We start from the raw sequence: 13,513 nt of genomic DNA, 5'->3' as shown, positions 1-13,513 counted from the left end.
ATGTCCGAAGACGCACAGGCAAATCAGGAATACGGCGCGGAATCTATCAAGGTTCTCAAGGGGTTGGAGGCTGTCCGCAAACGCCCCGGGATGTATATCGGCGACACCGACGACGGCTCGGGCCTGCACCACATGGTGTACGAGGTCGTGGACAACGGCATCGACGAGGCTCTGGCCGGTCACGCCGACCATGTGACGGTCAAGATTCACGCCGATTCCAGCGTCTCGGTCAGCGACAATGGTCGCGGGATTCCGGTGGACATCCACCCCGAAGAAGGCGTCTCGGCGGCCGAGGTCATCATGACCCAGCTGCACGCCGGCGGGAAATTCGACTCGAACTCCTACAAGGTGTCGGGCGGCCTGCACGGCGTGGGCGTGTCGGTGGTAAACGCCCTGTCCGACTGGCTGGAGTTGCGCATCTGGCGCAACGGCAAGGAACATTTCGCCCGGTTCGAACGCGGCGAGACCGCCGAGCACCTGAAGGTGGTTGGCGAATGTGGCGACCGGACCGGAACCGAGGTGCGGTTCCTGGCCTCGACCGACACGTTCTCGAACCTCGACTATTCCTTCGAGACGCTGGAAAAGCGACTGCGCGAGTTGGCCTTCCTGAATTCGGGCGTGCGGATCATTCTGATCGACGAGCGCCCGGCCGAGCGGCTGGAGACCGAGCTGTTCTACGAGGGTGGCGTCAAGGAGTTCGTGAAGTATCTCGACCGCTCGAAGACGCCGATGATGCCCGAGCCCATCTATATCACGGGCGAGCGCGACGAGATCGGCGTCGAGATCGCGATGTGGTGGAACGACAGCTATCACGAGACGGTCCTGCCCTTCACCAACAACATCCCGCAGCGGGATGGCGGCACCCATGTGGCCGGTTTCCGCGCCGCCCTGACGCGCACGATCAACAACTATGCCCAGTCCAGCGGGATCGCGAAGAAAGAAAAGGTCAACTTTACCGGCGATGACGCGCGCGAAGGTCTGACCTGCGTGCTGTCGGTCAAGGTGCCCGACCCGAAATTCTCGAGCCAGACCAAGGACAAGCTGGTCAGCTCCGAGGTGCGCCCTGCGGTCGAAGGGCTGATGAACGAGAAACTGGCCGAGTGGTTCGAGGAAAACCCCAACGAGGCCAAGACCATCGTCAGCAAGATCATCGAGGCCGCGCTGGCGCGCGAGGCCGCCCGCAAGGCGCGCGAACTGACACGCCGCAAGACGGCGATGGACGTGAACTATCTGGCCGGCAAGCTCAAGGATTGTTCCGAGAAGGATCCGTCCAAGACCGAACTGTTCCTGGTCGAGGGGGACTCGGCCGGTGGTTCGGCCCAGACCGGCCGCGATCGTCTGACGCAGGCGGTTCTGCCCCTGCGCGGCAAGATCCTGAACGTGGAGCGCGCGCGCTTCGACCGGATGCTGTCCAGTCAGGAGATCGGCAACCTCGTGATGGCGCTGGGCACCGGGATCGGGCGGGACGAATTCGACATTTCGAAGCTGCGCTACCACAAGATCGTCATCATGACCGATGCCGACGTTGACGGCGCGCATATCCGCACCCTGCTCTTGACCTTCTTCTATCGGCAGATGCCCGAGTTGATCGAAGGCGGCTATCTCTATATTGCGCAGCCGCCGCTCTACAAGGTTTCGCGTGGCAAGTCCGAGGTCTACCTGAAGGATCAGGCCGCTCTGGACGACTATCTGATCAACCAGGGGATCGAGGGCGCGGTGCTCAGGCTGGGGTCGGGCGAAGAAATCGTGGGGCAGGATCTGGCCCGCGTGGTCGACGAGGCACGGCAACTCAAACGCGTGCTGGATGCATTCCCGACGCACTACCCGCGGCATATCCTGGAACAGGCCGCGGTTGCGGGAGCCTTCGTACCGGGCGCGGTGGATGCCGACCTTCAGGGCGTGGCCGACAAGGTCGCCGCGCGGCTGGATCTGATCGCGCTGGAATACGAGCGCGGCTGGCAGGGCCGGATCACGCAGGATCACGGTATCCGCCTGGCCCGCATTCTGCGCGGCGTCGAGGAAGTGCGGACGCTGGATGGCCCGATGCTGCGATCCGGCGAGGCGCGCAAGACCGGCAGCTTCACCCAGAGCCTGCAAGAGGTCTATAGCCTGCCGGCCACTTTGGTCCGACGGGATCGGGTACAGGTGATCCACGGCCCGCTGGACCTGTTGCGCGCGATCCTGGAAGAGGGTGAAAAGGGTCTGTCGCTGCAGCGGTACAAGGGCTTGGGTGAGATGAATCCCGATCAGCTTTGGGAAACCACGCTGGACCCCGACGCGCGGACGCTGTTGCAGGTGCGTGTCGATGACATGGTCGAGGCAGATGATTTGTTCACAAAGCTGATGGGCGACGTTGTTGAGCCGCGCCGCGAGTTCATCCAGAAAAACGCGCTGAGCGTCGAGAACCTGGATTTCTGAGGTGATGTATGGCCGCCCATAAGCTTGCGCTCGCCGCATAAGCTTGCGCGATTTGCTCAAAAGTCTGCGCGTGGCGTCGTACTCGAGCGCCATGCCAGTTCTTTGGGAGATTTCTGGAAGCCGATACTCACACCCCGCGAGGGTTTGTAGATCCCACGCTTCATGGTGCGCCGTGACTATCGTGCGTCCTGTACTTTTAGATCGAGGTAGCTGCCCCGAGGCCCCTCAGCGGCGACTTCCCCTCACATCGCTTGCGATATCTGCCTGGACAACTCGGCCAGCGCTCGGCCCAACGCATTGGCAGTGGCCGGCGCGCCTGATCCGACAATCGGCGTCACGATATCGAAACGCCGCACGAACTCGCGAACGGTTCCTTCAGGTGATGAGACCGCGTATTGGCCCGACAATTCGAAATTGCCGTCGGCGCGGGCATAGGCCTGATCGACACGCACATCCAGCCGGACATCCGGGCCGGTATTCAGCGGCCAGGGCTCGGCCGCGACCGATGCGCCAGTTCGTTCGCTCAGTCCGCGTGCCAGGGCCGAAGTCATGCCACGCGCCGGATCATCGGCCCATTGCGCGCGATCCTGCGTGAACAGCGCCCCGCCTTCGCCTTGCGCCACGATATCCGATCCTGCGGCGTAGGCCGGCAACGAGACCTGCCTCACCTCGATCGTGCGCGACCGCAGGTTGGCGGTGCGCTCCCCAGGAGGTGCCGCAATCAAGTAGCGCGGATCGTTTGCGCCTGAACAGGCCGACAAAAGGGCAATCGGCAAAAGCAGTATCGCAGCTTTTTTCATGTCATTTTCCAAAAACCAGGGAATTCGGGTTCCGTTCGATCTTGCGGGCCAGCAAAGACACCGCCTGCGCGGCGGCCTTGACCTCGCGCAGAACGCTCAGCGTCTCGGTATTGAACGTCGAGTTGTCCCCGTAAGCGGCCAGCAGGGCTTCGGACTGGGCAAGCAGGCGCTCCAGCCGGGCGGTTAGGGACGGCAGATCCTCGGTCGCCGCCGAAACGGCTTCGGCGGCGCTGCGGGCCGAGGCCATCGCGGCGTTGGCATTGTCCACCATTTCGCCCTCGCGCAGGCTGGTCAGGGTCGCCCGCACCTCGTCGAGCGCCTCGACCATCGCCCCGGGGAGCGCACGGGCGTCATCGGTTCCGATCAAAGCGTCGGCACTGGACATCAACTGATTGGCGGCCTGGATCAACTCTTCGGCTTCCAGCGCGTTGGCCTTGGCAGCGAGCGTGCGGAATTCATCGACCAGGGCGGGCAGTTCTTCCGAGGTCGCGGCCAGATTCGCCGTGATCTTGCTGCCCTGTTCCAGCGCAGAGGCCAGATTGGCGACCGCCTGACCCCGCTCCAGTTCGGCCATTATGGACCGCAGGTCGGCAATCGCCGCCCGCAGCTCGGCCGGCAAGGCCTGCGTCTCTGGATCCGACACGAGCGCGCGGGTGTCCTGCAACAGCGCCACCGCCGCCTGTGGGGCCTGGCGGATGTTTTCATCCGAAACCAGCGCCTCGATGCCGGCCAAGGTGTCGACGGCCTGTGAAATCAACTCCTCGATCGGCAGGTTGCTGATCCGCTCCAACGCCCCTTCTGCGGTGGCCGTGAAATCCGGCAAATCCGACGGGGCGCTTGGCAGCAGCGGGAACGGCTCGGCATCGCGCTGGAATTCCGCCGGGTCAGCATCCTCCAGCGTCGCCAGTTCGACGAACAACTCGGAACTGAACAACCCGGACGAGGCAAGACGAGCCCGCATGCCGTTGATGACGGCCTGTTCGAGAAAATCGAAAACCTCCTCTCCGCCCGCACCTTGCGGCAGTCCCATCAGCGCGGGGTCAAGCAACAGCTTCACGACCAGCCGCACCTCGGCTTCGTCGCTTTCGTTCTCGATCACCGCATTCACACTGCCGACCTCGCCGACCGTAACCCCGCCCAGCTTGACGGCGGCGCCATTGGTCAGGCCGGCAACGGATTCATCGAAGGCAACGGCAACCTCGACCCCGCCGGATCGCGACCGGGCGAACGCCGTGCGTCGGGCAGACGCTTCGTCGGGATAGATGTCGAAGACCGCGCCGGAACTGACCGGCCTGCCGCCCTCGAACACCGTGTCGAATTCGATGCCGCCTGCAACCAGCGAGGCGATGCTGTCCACGTCCAGCGACAGCCCACCTGCCCCGATTGAGACCGAAAACCCGGACGAATCCCAGAACCGCGTTGCCGAGTTGATGCGGCGGTCATGCGGGGCCTCGATGAAGGCGTCGACCACGATGCTGTCGCCACTGACCGTCAGACGCGGGCGTTCCAGCCGTCCGACCTCGATCCCGCGAAACAAGACCGGGGCGCCTTCGGAGACCATGCGGCCATCCTCGGTGCGCAGCGTGATCCGCCGGCCGGCCCGACCGGGATGGGCCAGGGGTGGGCTGTCCGCACCATCGAAGCGGGTGCGCGCCTTGCCGGTGGTCTGATCCCAAGCACCTTCGATATAAACGCCGGACAAGACGGTGCTGAGGCCGGATACGCCGCGCGCGCTGACCTCGGGGCGCACGACCCAAAAGGTCGCGTCCTCGTCAAGGTAGGGTGCAATCTCCTTGTCGATGCGGGCCCATACGGACACGCGCGACAGGTCATCGGCAAATCCCACATCCTCGACCTTGCCGATCACCACGTCCCGATAGCGGACGGTTGTGTCATCCGGGGTGATCCCCGAGGCGTTTTCGAAAGTGATCTCGATCAGAATGCCGCGATCGGCATAGGATTTCCACGCCACGCCCAGCGAAACCAGCAAGGCCACCAGCGGCACAAGCCAGATCGGCGACAGGTTGCGCCACATCGACGGGCGCGGTTCCGCAACATCCAGATCGGCAGGTTCAGGGGGGGTCATTCAGCGCTCCGGCTGTTGGCGGCCCAAATTAGCCGCGGATCAAAACTCTGGGCCGCCAGCATGGTAAAAGCAACCGACAATGCGAAACTTACCGCGGCAATACCGGGGCTGATGCTGGCTGCAAAGTCAAGCTGGACCAGCGCGGTCAGGATCGCCACGACAAACACGTCGATCATCGACCAGCGGCCGATGAACTCGACAATCTCGAACAGAACCAGCCGGCTGTGGCTGTCCAGAGTCGACGGGCGGCGCACCGAAATCGCCAGATATCCGATGGCCACGAATTTTGCGATCGGGATGAAGATGCTGGCGAAAAACACGATGAAACCGACCCCGAAAGCGCCATGGGCAAACAGTTCGACAATGCCGCCGATCAGCGTGCTTTCCGAACTGTGCCCCAGCGTGGTCGTGCGCAGCATCGGGTAGACATTGGCTGGGACATAGGCAATCAGCCCGGCAGCCAGCCAGGCCCAAACGGCTTGCAAGCTGGCCGGATCCGGCGGCGCAATCGCGCTGCCGCACAGGGTGCAAACCCCGGAGCCCCCGGGATTGACGGCCCCGCACATCCGGCAGCCTATGAACCCTGCGCGGCTGGCGGTCAGGAATCGCTGCGCGTTTTCAGTGTTTTCCATACCGTCATCCTGCAGATTGCGCTGTCGGTCATCACCGTGACCACCAGCAGCGCCGCAAAGGACCAAAACGCCGGCCCCAAATCGACCCGGGCCAGGCCCGACACTTTGACCAGCGCAACCGCCACCCCGATTATGAAGATCTCGGCCATGGCCCAGGGCTTGATCCATTCCGCCCAGCGATAGACTTCCACCGCGTGTTTGGCGGGACGCCACCCCAAGGCCATCGGCGCCAGCGTGTAGATCAGCGCACAGAACCGCGCCGCCGGCAGCAACACGATCAGGAAGGCCGTGGCAAAAGACAAAATGGCCATCGGCCCCTGCGAGAATGCCAGAACGGCATCGTACACCGACGCGCGATGCGACAGCCCCTGCGCGTTGAGTTCAAGAAACGGAAAGCCTGCCGCGGCCACAAGCAGTATCAACGCGGTCACCGACAGCATGGTGACACGTGTCATCGCACCCGATTTGGGCGCGGCCAGCACCGAGCCGCAGCACGCGCATCTGGCGATCCGGTACTTTGGCACGTCCTGGTCACGATGCAGCACATCGCACACGGGACAGGCAATCAGGTCATCAGTGTTCATCGTTCCGCCCTGAAACGGTTGCGCCGTCATTCGGGTGGAACCGATCCGTGCAACACGTCCTTGCCCACCCGCCTGTAGTTGACAAACGAATTCGCACTCATGACCACGAAAAAGCTGTCCATATCAATCAGTACATAACCCTTCTCGAGCAATGCGCGAGACAACGCCGTCACGTCGTCCTCGTAAAGACGTCGACGCCCGCACAACTCCCGCAGCAGTTTTTGCGGAATCCGGTATCGACCCGAAGATTTTCCGCCGAATTCCCGCCCATAGAGTTCAGCCAGCTTTTCTGCGACCTGTTCCAGTTCCTTCATGCCATTAAGCCATAATTTTTTGCCTATAGACAAAAAATTATCACCAATATACATCGGGCGCAACAGGCGAGGCAACGAGACGATGACCGATTCAACAGAAACCGTTCTGGAACCCGAAGATCTGTCCCAGCGGATCAAGGCCGCGGCGGATGAAGCGCGCGCCGAAGATCTTGTTGCCTTGCTGGACCCGCTGACCAGCAGCGAGGCGCTGCGCGAGCTGTTGCAGTTGACGCCGGTGGAGCGGGATACGGTTCTGCAGATCCTACCGGTCGAACTGGCAGCCGACCTGATCGAGGAAGCCCCCAACGAGATGGCCGTCGAACTGGTCGAACGGCTGGAACCGGATCGTGCGGCCGAGATCATCGAGCAGCTGGATTCCGACATCCAGGCCGACGTGATCGGCGAACTGGAAGAAGAGGACGCCGAGGCCATCCTGTCAGAAATGGACGAGGAAGAGGCCGCCGATGTCCGTCGCCTGAGCGCCTATGACGACGACACCGCGGGCGGCCTCATGATGTCCGAGGTGTTCAAGTTCCGCGACGATCAGACCGTCGGCAACGTTCTGCGCCAGTTGGCATCGGACGATGAGGATTTCGAGCGGTATCGTGGTCAGCACCCGTATATCGTCGATGCGGACGGGCGCGCGGTCGGTGTGGTCTCGCTGCGCAGCCTGCTGACGGCGAAGCGAAGCGACAAGCTGACCACGATCATGGTGCCGCCCTTGACGGTTCCTTTGGATGCACCGCTGGACCAGCTTGAGGACGTGTTTGACGAGCACCCGTTCCTGGGCGTGCCGGTCGTCGATGAAAACGGCGTCCTGGTCGGGGTGGTGTCGCGGACGGCGGTAGCCGACGCGATCCGCGAACGGTCGGAAAGCGAAAGCCTGAAGCGTCAGGGTGTGGTGGGCGACGAGCTGCGCTCGATGCCGCTGATGCTGCGGTCGCGCCGCCGTCTGGCATGGCTGACCGCGAATATCGGGCTGAACATCATCGCGGCCAGCGTGATCTCAGCCTACGAGGAAACCCTGGCGGCCGTCATCGCGCTGGCTATCTTCCTGCCGATGGTCTCGGACATGAGCGGCTGTTCCGGCAACCAGGCGGTGGGCGTCACCATGCGCGAACTCAGCCTTGGCCTGGTGCGCCCGATGGATGCCTTTAGGGTCTGGGTCAAGGAAATCTCGGTCGGGGTCATCAACGGAATCGCGCTGGGGATCCTGATCGGGGTGGTCGCGTGGCTTTGGAAGGGCAACCCTGCGCTGGGGATCGTGATCGGCGTCGCGCTGGCCCTGAACACGATGCTGGCCGTGTCGATCGGCGGCGTGGTCCCGTTGCTGCTCAAGCGTCTGGGTCAGGACCCGGCTGCCGCCAGCGGGCCGCTGCTGACCACGATCACCGACATGGCCGGGTTCTTCTTCGTGCTCAGCCTGGCGACATTGCTGATGCCGTGGTTGGTGTGACACATGAAACAGAAACAGGACGGGACCATGGACAATACGACGCGGATCATAGGTTGGATGGAATACGTCGATCTACCCGACCTGCCGCTGAACAACATCAAGGCCAAGATCGACACCGGGGCGCTGACCTCGGCCCTGCACGCGATGGAGATCAAACGGTTTCTGCGCGACGGCCATCAATGGGTGTCGTTTCTGACCGAGGACACGGCTGGCGACGGCCTCGTAAAGATCGAAGCGCCCATCAAGGAAAGGAGGGACATCAAGAACACAAGCGGGGTGCCCGAGAACCGGATCGTCATCCGGACGACCATCAGGGTCGGCGATGAAACCTGGCCGCTGGATGTGTCTTTGACCGACCGCAGCAACATGAAGTTTCAAATGATCGTCGGCCGCGCGGCGCTGAAACAACATTCCATCGCCGTGCACACCAATCGCGCGCACCTGCTGCGCAAGAAACCCAGGAAACGCAGAGTAAAGGTAAGCCAATGAAAATTGCCATGCTGGCGCGCAATGCCAAACTGTATACCCACCAGCGCCTGAAGGCCGCCGCCGAAGAGCGCGGGCACGAGCTGGACATCATCGACACGCTGCGATGCTACATGAACATCGCCAGCCGCCGCCCCGAGATCTACTACAACGGGCAGAAGCTCACGGGCTATGACGCGGTGATCCCGCGGATCGGGGCCTCGGTCACGTTCTACGGCACGGCCGTGCTGCGCCAGTTCGAGATGATGGGCGTCTACCCGCTGAACGAAAGCGTGGCGATCGGACGGTCGCGGGACAAGCTGCGCTCGATGCAGCTGCTGGCGCGCGACGGTATCGGCCTGCCTGTCACCACCTTCGCCCATGACCCGAAACAGACGGAAGAGGTGCTGAAGCTGGCCGGCGGCGCGCCGATCGTGATCAAGCTGCTGGAAGGCACCCAGGGCATCGGCGTGGTTCTGGCCGATACCAACCGGTCGGCGAAATCCGTGGTCGAGGCGTTTCGCGGCGCCGGCGTGAACATCATGCTGCAGGAATTCATCAAAGAGGCCGGCGGAACCGATATTCGTGCCATCGTGATCGGTGGCAAGGTGGTGGCCGCCATGAAGCGCACCGGGGCCGAGGGCGACTTCCGCTCGAACCTGCACCGAGGCGGATCGGCGCAGGTGGTCAAGCTGACACCCGAGGAACGCGCCACGGCCGTGCGCGCCGCCAAGACCATGGGCCTGAACGCCTGCGGCGTGGACATGCTGCGCGCCAATCACGGCCCGGTGGTGATGGAGGTCAACTCGTCGCCCGGCCTGGAGGGCGTTGAAAAGGCGACCGGCCTAGACATCGCCGGCAAAATGATCGAGTTCCTTGAAAAGAACGCCAAAGCCGGGGCGACCAAGACCAAAGGCAAAGGCTGATCCATGAAGACGCGGCCTCATTTCACGATCGGAAAAACCAAGGTGGCGCCGGGGTCCCGGCTCACCGTGGATCTGCCGGTCAGCGTGCTGTCGGATCACACGCCGATCACCATGTCGGCCCATGTCGTGCATGGCCGGTATGATGGCCCCACGCTGTTCGTCAGCGGCGGCGTGCATGGAGACGAGGTTATCGGCGTCGAGATCATTCGCCGTCTGTTGCGCGCGCCCAACCTGTCCACGCTCAGGGGCACGCTGATCGCGGTTCCGATCGTCAACACATTCGGGTTCATCAGCCATTCGCGCTACCTGCCCGACCGGCGGGACCTAAACCGCGTCTTTCCGGGCAGCGAACATGGATCGCTTGCGTCCCGGCTGGCGCATCTTTTCATGACCGAGATCGTGGCGCGATCCGATCTGGGGATCGACCTGCACTCGGCCGCGATCCATCGGACGAATTACCCGCAGATCCGGATCTCGCCGGACAACCCACGCACCAAGGAACTGGCCGAGGTTTTCGGTGCGCCAATCGTCATGAAATCACCGTTGCGCGATGGTTCACTGCGCGCCGCCGCCAAGGACGCCGGAACGGATGTTCTGCTCTACGAGGCCGGCGAAGGCCTGCGGTTCGACGAGCTGTCGATACGGGCGGGGCTCGCGGGTATCCTGCGCGTGATGCGGCACATGAAGATGGTTCCTGTAAAAGGCATCTCAAAACCCAAGGCCAAGCCGCATTTCTGCAACTCCAGCAAATGGCTGCGCGCACCGATGGGGGGCGTCCTTCGCGTCTACAAAGCCGACGGTGAACTGGTGCGCAAGGGCGACCTGATGGGGTCGGTCTCGGACCCGTTCGGAGAGCAGGAGATGGAAATACTTGCCCCGTTCGACGGGCTGATTGTCGGCCGGGCAGTGATGCCCGTGGTCAACGAAGGCGACGCCGTGTTCCACCTTGGCCGTGTTGAGTCAGTTGAGCAGGCTGGCGAGTCGGTAGAAGACCTCAGCGCGCAATTGGAAGACGACCCGATGTTCGATGAGGATGAAATTCTCTGACACCGAAGAAACGGGGAGCACCTCAGCAAGACAATGCTTCTTTGAACAGAACACCTTGATTTGAACTTACTGTAAAAACGCTTTTCCAGTCGCTAGGGTCAGGACCCCTTGGGTTCTGGGTGACGGCGTGTTTCATGGTTCAAAAACGAGCGGTGAACATGTCTGATCTTTTCTGGCTGACAGATGCGCAGATGGCGCGTCTTGAGCCTCTCTTTCCGAAGCCCCACGGCAAACCCCGCGTCGATGATCGGCGTGTGTGAAGCGGTATTATTTTCATCAATCGCAATGGGTTAAGATGGCGCTATGCGCCTGCAGCTTATGGTCCGCACAAGACACTCTACAATCGCTGGAAGCGTAGGAGCGACAAGGGCATCTTCGGCCGGATGATGTCTGGTCTGGCCGCCGAACATGGCGAGACGAAGACCGTGATGATCGATGCCACCTATCTGAAGGCACACCGCACCGCGACCGGCATGGGCGTCAAAAAGGAGGGTGTGGACGCCTGATCCGTTCTCCGGCAGGCGATTGCAAAGCAATCTGCCGAGAGGGGCCAAACCAAGGGCGGCATGAACACCAAGCTGCATGCCATCTGCGACAGCCAGGGACGACCAATTGACCTGTTCGTCACCATCGGTCAAGTCAGAGACTACGTCGGCGCGCGGGCGCTGCTTAGCTGCCTGCCGAATGTGGATTAGTTGCTTGGCGACCGCGGCTATGACGCGGATTGGTTCAAAGAAGCGTTGAAAGACAAAGGGATACACGCATGCATCCCTGGCCGGAAACAGCGAAAGAAACCGATCAAGTACGACAAGCGCCGCTGCAAACGACGCAACCGCATTGAGATCATGTTAGGCAGACTCAAGGACTGGCGACGCGTTATGATTGCTGTTCAAAGGTTTTCCTCGCGGCCATCGCTCTGGCCGCGACCGTTACCTATTGTTATGAACCCTGACCCTCGAACCCCTTTGTATAAAGAAAGCTTTTTTCCCTGGTTGTGATAGCCATTGTCACTTCACTGCCTGGCAAGCAATGTAAAGAAAAAAAATGTAAAGCGATTTGTATAGCAGAATTGGCCAAAGTAGAGCGGGCTACTTTGCGGAATGGCAAAAAAACACTCAAAGACAAAGGCTTGAGAAAATCTCAATGTGAGGATGGGTGGCGGAGACGAAGGGATTCGAACCCTCGAGACGGTTTCCCGCCTACTCCCTTAGCAGGGGAGCGCCTTCGACCACTCGGCCACGTCTCCGTTGGCGGGTATATCCTTGCCCGACACCCGGATACAAGGCGATTTTCCAGCAAAGATCCATTTTTTGTGAACGTTAGAAACTCGACGGGATGACTCGTGTCATCTCATTGGCTTGTTAGGGATGAATCGCGAACAGAAACAGTTGCTGAGAGGTTGCGAGCACGATGTCTGTTTCCGCGATTGCTCCAACCAAAAGGCGGACGGAACGAGGACAAGCTGCACGCAATGGCAAAACGTTCCTCCGCAAAGTTCAACCACGTCAAACACAGGCGCGACGAATGAGGTCGATTCGGCCCAGTTTTCCCGTCTGCGACCAGTTACCAATCTGGTCGTACCTTTGGTGCGGTCGTCGACGGACCGCTGCCAGCATTTTGGCAACGGTCCGTCTCGATCAGGCCGTCAATCCGGTCTCGCCCCCTCGAATACCAACTACAAAGAATACGAAATAAAATCTTCGATACATTCGAGACCAGCGACTTGCTCGATCCGGTATACCAGTTATGCCGGGGATCAACTTCCGCGACAGTGAAGCAGTTCACATTCCCGAAATTTTTCTAAATTTTGCGCCAATCGAAAAAGCCCGGCCCTGCTTGCCCAAGCAATCTGGTTGCCATGGCGCGGCCCATCTCTAACGCGTCTTCGATGGCGCCGGTCAAAGTTTCGGAGATCGATTCGGAGCCGTCGGGGCGCAGGACTTCGCCGCGCAGACGCAGCTGGCCATCCGCTATCTCGGCCAAGCCGGCGATTGGCGTTTCGCAGGACCCGTCCAGGGCGGCCAGCAAGGCGCGTTCCGCCGTCAGGCGTTGGGCGGTTTCCGCGTGATGGATGGCCTCCAGCATTGCGGCGGCCCGGCTGTCGTCCGCGCGGCGTTCGATGCCGATCGTGCCTTGCGCGATGGCCGGCAGCATGTCGTCCGGCGAGATCGCGGTGGCAGGCACGTCCTGCATGTTCAGGCGGCGGAGGCCGGCCATGGCCAGGAACGTGCATTGGGCCACACCATCGGCCAGCTTCTTCAGCCGGGTCTGCACGTTGCCCCGGAATTCGACCACGTTCAGATCGGGTCGGCGGTGCAACAATTGTGCCCGCCGCCGCAGCGACGAGGTGCCGACGACCGCGCCCTCGGGCAGGTCAAGGATCGAGCTGAGGCGAGGCGAGATGAAGGCATCGCGCACGTCCTCGCGCGGCAGGAACGTGTCTAGCACCAGCCCCTGCGGCTGTTCGACGGGCATGTCCTTGGTCGAGTGCACGGCGATGTCGATGTCCCCACCCAGCATCGCCTCTTCGATTTCCTTGGTGAACAGGCCCTTGTTTCCGATCTCTTTCAATGGGCGGTCCGCGTCGATCATGGCGCGGTTGTCGCCAGTGGTCTTGATCACCACGATCTCGAATGCCTGTTCGGGCAGGTCGAAGGCATCGCACAGCCGCTGACGGGTTTCATGGGCCTGGGCCAGCGCCAGCGGCGAACCACGGGTGCCGATCTTCAGCGGCGATGCGGGGGTGGGCAGGGTCAAAGTCATGGGCACAGCTTTAGTCGCGTCA

11 protein-coding genes, 1 tRNA gene and 1 pseudogene are annotated in these 13,513 nt (G+C 61.7%); 6 read left to right on the top strand and 7 right to left on the bottom strand.

What is annotated here, in order from left to right:
• Positions 1–2,418, top strand: coding sequence for a DNA topoisomerase (ATP-hydrolyzing) subunit B (gene gyrB / locus AC2FME_RS15610; protein WP_496687563.1), 2,418 nt, complete (start codon positions 1–3; stop codon positions 2,416–2,418).
• A 242-nt stretch (positions 2,419–2,660) separates the two neighbouring features.
• Here the strand turns inward: gyrB and AC2FME_RS15605 are convergent, their stop codons facing one another.
• The 5 genes from AC2FME_RS15605 to AC2FME_RS15585 are packed head-to-tail and all read right to left on the bottom strand — an operon-like array spanning position 2,661 to position 6,834.
• Positions 2,661–3,218: a PqiC family protein gene (locus AC2FME_RS15605; protein WP_496796833.1), complete on the bottom strand. Its 558-nt coding sequence runs from the start codon at positions 3,216–3,218 to the stop codon at positions 2,661–2,663.
• Position 3,219: 1 nt separating this feature from the next.
• Positions 3,220–5,304, bottom strand: a complete 2,085-nt coding sequence (locus tag AC2FME_RS15600) for an MlaD family protein (RefSeq protein WP_496800931.1) — start codon at positions 5,302–5,304, stop codon at positions 3,220–3,222.
• The gene (locus AC2FME_RS15595; RefSeq protein ID WP_496687568.1) at positions 5,301–5,936 is read right to left on the bottom strand and encodes a paraquat-inducible protein A; all 636 of its coding nucleotides are present in this window, start codon (positions 5,934–5,936) and stop codon (positions 5,301–5,303) included. The genes AC2FME_RS15600 and AC2FME_RS15595 overlap by 4 nt, the downstream gene beginning before the upstream one ends.
• Entirely contained in the window at positions 5,903–6,520 is a 618-nt protein-coding gene (locus tag AC2FME_RS15590; protein ID WP_496800930.1) for a paraquat-inducible protein A, read from the bottom strand. The genes AC2FME_RS15595 and AC2FME_RS15590 overlap by 34 nt, the downstream gene beginning before the upstream one ends.
• Positions 6,521–6,546: 26 nt before the next feature.
• A complete protein-coding gene (locus AC2FME_RS15585) occupies positions 6,547–6,834 on the bottom strand; it encodes a hypothetical protein (RefSeq protein ID WP_496800929.1) in 288 nt (95 codons plus the stop codon).
• An 82-nt stretch (positions 6,835–6,916) separates the two neighbouring features.
• Between AC2FME_RS15585 and mgtE the strand changes: the two genes are divergently transcribed.
• From mgtE to AC2FME_RS15560, 5 genes and pseudogenes are all read left to right on the top strand, one after another.
• Positions 6,917–8,290 (top strand): magnesium transporter, encoded by a 1,374-nt coding sequence (gene mgtE / locus AC2FME_RS15580; protein ID WP_496687572.1) that lies wholly within the window; start codon positions 6,917–6,919, stop codon positions 8,288–8,290.
• A gap of 3 nt (positions 8,291–8,293) precedes the next feature.
• Complete coding sequence (locus AC2FME_RS15575) at positions 8,294–8,779, top strand: ATP-dependent zinc protease family protein (RefSeq protein ID WP_496681863.1); 486 nt, start codon at positions 8,294–8,296, stop codon at positions 8,777–8,779.
• A complete protein-coding gene (rimK, locus tag AC2FME_RS15570; RefSeq protein ID WP_496681862.1) occupies positions 8,776–9,681 on the top strand; it encodes a 30S ribosomal protein S6--L-glutamate ligase in 906 nt (301 codons plus the stop codon). The genes AC2FME_RS15575 and rimK overlap by 4 nt, the downstream gene beginning before the upstream one ends.
• A gap of 3 nt (positions 9,682–9,684) precedes the next feature.
• Positions 9,685–10,728, top strand: a complete 1,044-nt coding sequence (locus AC2FME_RS15565) for a succinylglutamate desuccinylase/aspartoacylase family protein (RefSeq protein WP_496800928.1) — start codon at positions 9,685–9,687, stop codon at positions 10,726–10,728.
• Between the two features lie 158 nt (positions 10,729–10,886).
• Positions 10,887–11,680, top strand: a pseudogene (locus AC2FME_RS15560) (IS5 family transposase).
• Between the two features lie 204 nt (positions 11,681–11,884).
• On the opposite strand, the gene AC2FME_RS15555 reads toward AC2FME_RS15560, so the two are convergent.
• Positions 11,885–11,974: transfer RNA gene (locus AC2FME_RS15555), tRNA-Ser, on the bottom strand.
• A 554-nt stretch (positions 11,975–12,528) separates the two neighbouring features.
• Positions 12,529–13,491 (bottom strand): hydroxymethylbilane synthase, encoded by a 963-nt coding sequence (hemC, locus tag AC2FME_RS15550; RefSeq protein ID WP_496800927.1) that lies wholly within the window; start codon positions 13,489–13,491, stop codon positions 12,529–12,531.
• Positions 13,492–13,513 lie beyond the last annotated feature (22 nt).

It is taken from the genome of Ruegeria sp. BHSC026 (genome assembly GCF_059613065.1).
The sequence above is the reverse complement of the archived record's forward strand: the minus strand, read 5'-3'. Positions and strand labels throughout refer to the sequence as shown.

Excerpts from the sequence above, each read along its gene's own strand:
- gyrB (WP_496687563.1), top strand. The coding sequence starts at position 1 with ATGTCCGAAGACGCACAGGCAAATCAGGAATACGGCGCGGAATCTATC.
- AC2FME_RS15605 (WP_496796833.1), bottom strand. The coding sequence starts at position 3,218 with ATGAAAAAAGCTGCGATACTGCTTTTGCCGATTGCCCTTTTGTCGGCC.
- AC2FME_RS15600 (WP_496800931.1), bottom strand. The coding sequence starts at position 5,304 with ATGACCCCCCCTGAACCTGCCGATCTGGATGTTGCGGAACCGCGCCCG.
- AC2FME_RS15595 (WP_496687568.1), bottom strand. The coding sequence starts at position 5,936 with ATGGAAAACACTGAAAACGCGCAGCGATTCCTGACCGCCAGCCGCGCA.
- AC2FME_RS15590 (WP_496800930.1), bottom strand. The coding sequence starts at position 6,520 with ATGAACACTGATGACCTGATTGCCTGTCCCGTGTGCGATGTGCTGCAT.
- AC2FME_RS15585 (WP_496800929.1), bottom strand. The coding sequence starts at position 6,834 with ATGAAGGAACTGGAACAGGTCGCAGAAAAGCTGGCTGAACTCTATGGG.
- mgtE (WP_496687572.1), top strand. The coding sequence starts at position 6,917 with ATGACCGATTCAACAGAAACCGTTCTGGAACCCGAAGATCTGTCCCAG.
- AC2FME_RS15575 (WP_496681863.1), top strand. The coding sequence starts at position 8,294 with ATGAAACAGAAACAGGACGGGACCATGGACAATACGACGCGGATCATA.
- rimK (WP_496681862.1), top strand. The coding sequence starts at position 8,776 with ATGAAAATTGCCATGCTGGCGCGCAATGCCAAACTGTATACCCACCAG.
- AC2FME_RS15565 (WP_496800928.1), top strand. The coding sequence starts at position 9,685 with ATGAAGACGCGGCCTCATTTCACGATCGGAAAAACCAAGGTGGCGCCG.
- hemC (WP_496800927.1), bottom strand. The coding sequence starts at position 13,491 with ATGACTTTGACCCTGCCCACCCCCGCATCGCCGCTGAAGATCGGCACC.